Below are 4494 nucleotides of genomic sequence, written 5' to 3' on the forward strand. Positions count from 1 at the left end.
CTAATTAATTGGGGTTGTCTACTATTATTACACAATAGAAACACACATATTATGAGTCTCCAAACCAAAAGCCCATATCTTTTTTCAGAAACTCATCGTAGCGCATGTAATGCGAACCATCACAAGAGAAAGTTAGACTGATCATGCCGTTAAAGATATTAATAGAAGCCGAACGCAAATAAATCGTCTCATCTGCCACGCGTAGCCGGCGCATGGCTTCTAACACCGGTTCAATACTCGATTGTGGCATGATTGCATCTTCGGGATAAAGTTGAACCGGATAGGCCATGCATATGTCTGGATCTGCCAGCGCTTCATGGGTCAATATTCGATAACGATAAGGATCATCCAGAAACCATACGGTCGCCCGGCTGCTGGAAAAATGAATCACCGCCTGGAATACCCCACGGTCTTCAAATAGCTCATCCAGTATTGAAAACGCCTGTTCCACGTTGCGATCCAGCTGGCTCTCGGTGCGAATCTGCTGGAATACCGTACTCCGGATTGAAGGATCTCCTTTAATTTGCATCCAGTGAGAAGGTTCTTCATATAAAACGGAAGTTACAGGTAAGTCACGCAAGTCAAAATCGGCGCCCAGGTAACCCACCGCTTTACCTTCAACACGAATAATATGCAATGCTGTAAGTGATGGCCGATGGGCGCGCATACTCACATAGGCTTCCGACAGTAAAAATCCCCACGAAGGCACCACTTCCCGCATGTAGGGCCGTTGAGAACGATCACGGCCATAATGTTCAGGCAGCAATCCATCGCGACTGACATTGCCACTAACCTGAATTCCATCGGTATTAACCACGTAGAGAAACATGCAATGGGGAACATTCACAAAACCTTCCAGTAACACAGCATCGAGTTTATCCCGATCACCCCATGCGGGCGCACATTGTTCGGCGAGCCGTGTTAATGGCTCATGCAGCAACTCCGCAAGCTGTTCACGCTGGCGGTGAATGGCAACTTTCCAGTTTTGTTCCATCGCATACTCCAGATTCAACACAAATCCGCAACTACCAATCACCCATGGCGTATGAAAAAGCCATGAGCGTACACTAACTGAGTGTCCGTTTTAGTAAGGGAAGAGCAATCTGTCCCCAATTACACAGCTTTTCAATTACTAATTCTTTTTACTTGAAAGTCTATGTAAAAACAAAACGGAACTATTCCCCTACTATTTTTAAGGCCAGAGTTGTTAATGTTCATTGCTTAACTGATTAGAAGAAATTATCGCTCTAACAATATAAATTAGTTGAGATAGTATATTAGTTTATTATAATATACTAACTGAATATCCTTTAACCACCCCGTAAGATGAAGTAAATTGTAGGAGTTTTATTATGTATTTCAATAAGTTAATTATAGCCGCCTTATTTGCACTGTTTGCCAGCCAGAGCGCTCTTGCCGTAGATAGCGCAGATCTACCAAAGAAAAAACGCACTAAGCTGGAACTCTATATGACCCCGATAGACGCTTATGAATTCGTGACCAAAAAAGCAGACAAGAGCCTGTTTCTGGACGTGCGCACCCGTACCGAAGTGAATTTCCTGGGTATGCCTACCAACGTGGATGCCAATGTACCCTATATGGTTATGAACGAGTGGTACGCATGGGACGCCAAGAAAAACACATTCAAAATGGAAGTGAATTCAGATTTTGCCGATAAAGTTGCCGAGCGTTTAGCTGAGAAAGGCTTAAGTAAGAACGACCCAGTGATACTTACCTGCCGTTCCGGTTCCCGCAGTGCCAAAGCTGCAGATCTGCTAGCCGGCCTGGGTTATACAAATGTTTACACCATCGTATCCGGTTTTGAAGGCGACAAGGTCAAAGATGGACCATTCAAAGGCCAACGTATCAAAAATGGCTGGAAGAATTCCGGCCTGCCCTGGACCTACAAGTTACAAGCGGCCAAGATGTATAATGTCGGCGGATAAGATCAAAACTTAGTTTACAAAATGTAATTTAGATAAAACGGCAGTGGCAACACTGCCGTTTTTTTTTGCAACCGAATTACTGGCATTAATTTTCCTTACAATTTTAATAGTTCAGAAGCGGATGATCACATATGGTGGCTGATCTGGTTTACACTGGCATTTTGCATGAGGGTCATAAACGCATCACTCTCCATGTGCACCAACTCAATATGATCGCCGGCCTCAAAATACACTTCTTTGCAGTCCCTCAGGCATTCATCCATTATCACTTCAACGCCATAGGCATTGCCGATGGGTGGGATTGCCCCGAGATCACAATCAGTGAAGATATTTCCTAATTCATCTTCTGTCGCCAGTCCCAGGCGCCGATTTAATTGCTGGCTGATGCGCCCCAGCTCCAGGTGATGTGTTGCCGGGATAACCGCCAGCACGTAGCCGTTTTCATCTTCCAGAAGTACTGACTTTACCAACTTGTCACCTGGGATGTGTGCGGCCTCAGCCGTTGACATGCTTGAGGTTGTGTATGTGTGAGGCACGACGTCGTATTGGGCACCTGAATTTTCGAGATAATCTTTGAGGGTAATTGCTATAGCCATGGTCCACCTCCCTTTTTGATAGATGGTTTAACCCTGCTATGGTTCGGTAATTCTTTAGGTTAAAAAGAAGATTTGCTATCGTTAAATATAGCACTTAAATAGGACAGAAATAGGAAATCAGCAGGAAAATACGTTGCAAATTTGGGACAGGCATTAATCGCGAATAATAAGAACTCTGCCCGCCTGTCACTCGACCAATTTTACTGACCTGTAGTCCCTGCCTTTTCTATCTGTACTTCGATTATTATTTTATTCTCAGAGCGCTAAAACGGGGTCAGCGTGAATTTCTACTCTAATATCCCTGCTACTGAATTGAGTTGCTTTCGTATTCACCAATATCCATAATTGTGAAGAAAATACTTTTATTTAGTGTGTTTTTAGCTGATCAACAAACACTTCTTTGATAAACTAAACCGCATTCGGGTTCCCATATTTACCCAGCAGGTGAAACCAGCAGCAACCTCGAACATCCAAACACAGTTAATTATTTCAGCGGTAACAGCGTTCACCGCCGGGGGAGATTTCATGTATTCAAAGTTAAGACAATTTCAACAATTGATTGCCATAAGCCTGTTGGCCATTATTGCCGGCTGCGGTGGCAATGGCGACTCAACAACCCCCACACAAACAACCATCACTGGTACGGTTACCGCACCTGCCCCCAGCGTGGTGTTGTTTGAACAACAAAACCTGATGGACAGGTTTGCATCGCTGTTGATTCCCGACCTTCATGCTGAAGTTACTGGTTTAACACCTGTCGTCAGTGCAATGGTAGAACTGATTCGTATCAATGACGATGGCAGTCAGAAAGGCGCTGTTATTGAAACAGCCATGACAGATGATGTTACAGGCCAATACAGCCTGACTTTTACCGGTACGCTTTCAGATGACCTGGTTGTCCAGGTCACCGCCACCAGTGGTGTATCCATGCGTGCCCTGGTCAGATCGGAAGTCACCGATATCAACCCGGTAACCGAGTATCTTCTGCAAGTGATTCTTGCCATCATTCAAGTCGACAATGAAAACCTTTCAGCAGTTTCAGAGGAATCGCTTGCCCTAGCGATAGCCAGTATTGAGGCACTGGATATCAGCTTTACTGATACCATGACCATTAATGAAACGACGCAAGCCATTGCCGATGCGGTGAGTACAGGCGGTGTAAACCTGGGCGGGATAATCAACTCGAATCCGTCACCTGAAGTAGGCAGTAGCAATGGAATACCCTGCAGCACGACCGGCAGCCCGTACAGCTACTATGATTTTGAACCTGTAGTCTATAACTGTGGCGCCTCTTCAATTGCCCAGTTCGAAGACAGAATCGTCCCGGATACAATACTGGATATCGACGGATTGTCGATCACCTTACTGAATCAGGGCTTTGGATATTTCGGTGACTTTACTATCGACCAGGTACCGAATCTACAATGGGGTTTTTCTTCTCAAGGCTACCTGTTTATGTATGAATTCGAGCCTGGTGCTCAGGACCCCGTTCGTTCATACAGCGTCGTCATCATTGGCACAGACACTGCCACCGGTAAATTAAAGGTAAAAATTTATACCGAAGATACTAATTCCAGCCCGGTCCCAGGCGATCACATTTTTAACGCCATCAAAGATGGCGCAATCAGTGACGGGTTGCTAACAATAACTCCCCCGGCATCTGAAAATCCTCCACCAGCCGATACCGGAATTGGTACTGGCATTGATGTGGGTCTGTATGCCGGATCATGGATTTCACCCTGCATTAGTAAAGATAGTACAACCTGGACTACGTTATATCTGATTGTACAAAATGACAAGACCTTTACCTTTGCATTGGTCGATTACTCCGACGCTTCCTGTACAAATCAAACCACATATACCGAGGTGGGCGGTACATTGGTTATTGGCACGGACAGGGTACTGGATGATGGTTCGACAGGTAATCCCGTCGAGATGACTATCACCTCGCC

4 protein-coding genes are annotated in these 4494 nt (G+C 45.2%); 2 read left to right on the forward strand and 2 right to left on the reverse strand.

What is annotated here, in order from left to right; all coding sequences use genetic code 11:
- Window positions 1-49: 49 nt before the first annotated feature.
- Window positions 50-994 carry a PDC sensor domain-containing protein gene (locus ACWVCM_RS01700; protein WP_455199968.1) on the reverse strand — a complete coding sequence of 315 codons (945 nt, stop codon included), beginning with the start codon at window positions 992-994 and terminating at the stop codon, window positions 50-52.
- Between the two features lie 358 nt (window positions 995-1352).
- Between ACWVCM_RS01700 and ACWVCM_RS01705 the strand changes: the two genes are divergently transcribed.
- Window positions 1353-1946, forward strand: a complete 594-nt coding sequence (locus tag ACWVCM_RS01705; protein ID WP_455199969.1) for a rhodanese-like domain-containing protein — start codon at window positions 1353-1355, stop codon at window positions 1944-1946.
- A 125-nt stretch (window positions 1947-2071) separates the two neighbouring features.
- On the opposite strand, the gene ACWVCM_RS01710 is transcribed toward ACWVCM_RS01705, so the two are convergent.
- Window positions 2072-2542: an aminoacyl-tRNA deacylase gene (locus ACWVCM_RS01710; RefSeq protein ID WP_455199970.1), complete on the reverse strand. Its 471-nt coding sequence runs from the start codon at window positions 2540-2542 to the stop codon at window positions 2072-2074.
- 525 nt (window positions 2543-3067) lie between these two features.
- Here ACWVCM_RS01710 and ACWVCM_RS01715 point away from each other — a divergent pair.
- The coding region (locus ACWVCM_RS01715) for a hypothetical protein (RefSeq protein WP_455199971.1) at window positions 3068-4494 on the forward strand (1427 nt) is incomplete at its 3' end.

Source organism: Kaarinaea lacus (assembly GCF_975902315.1).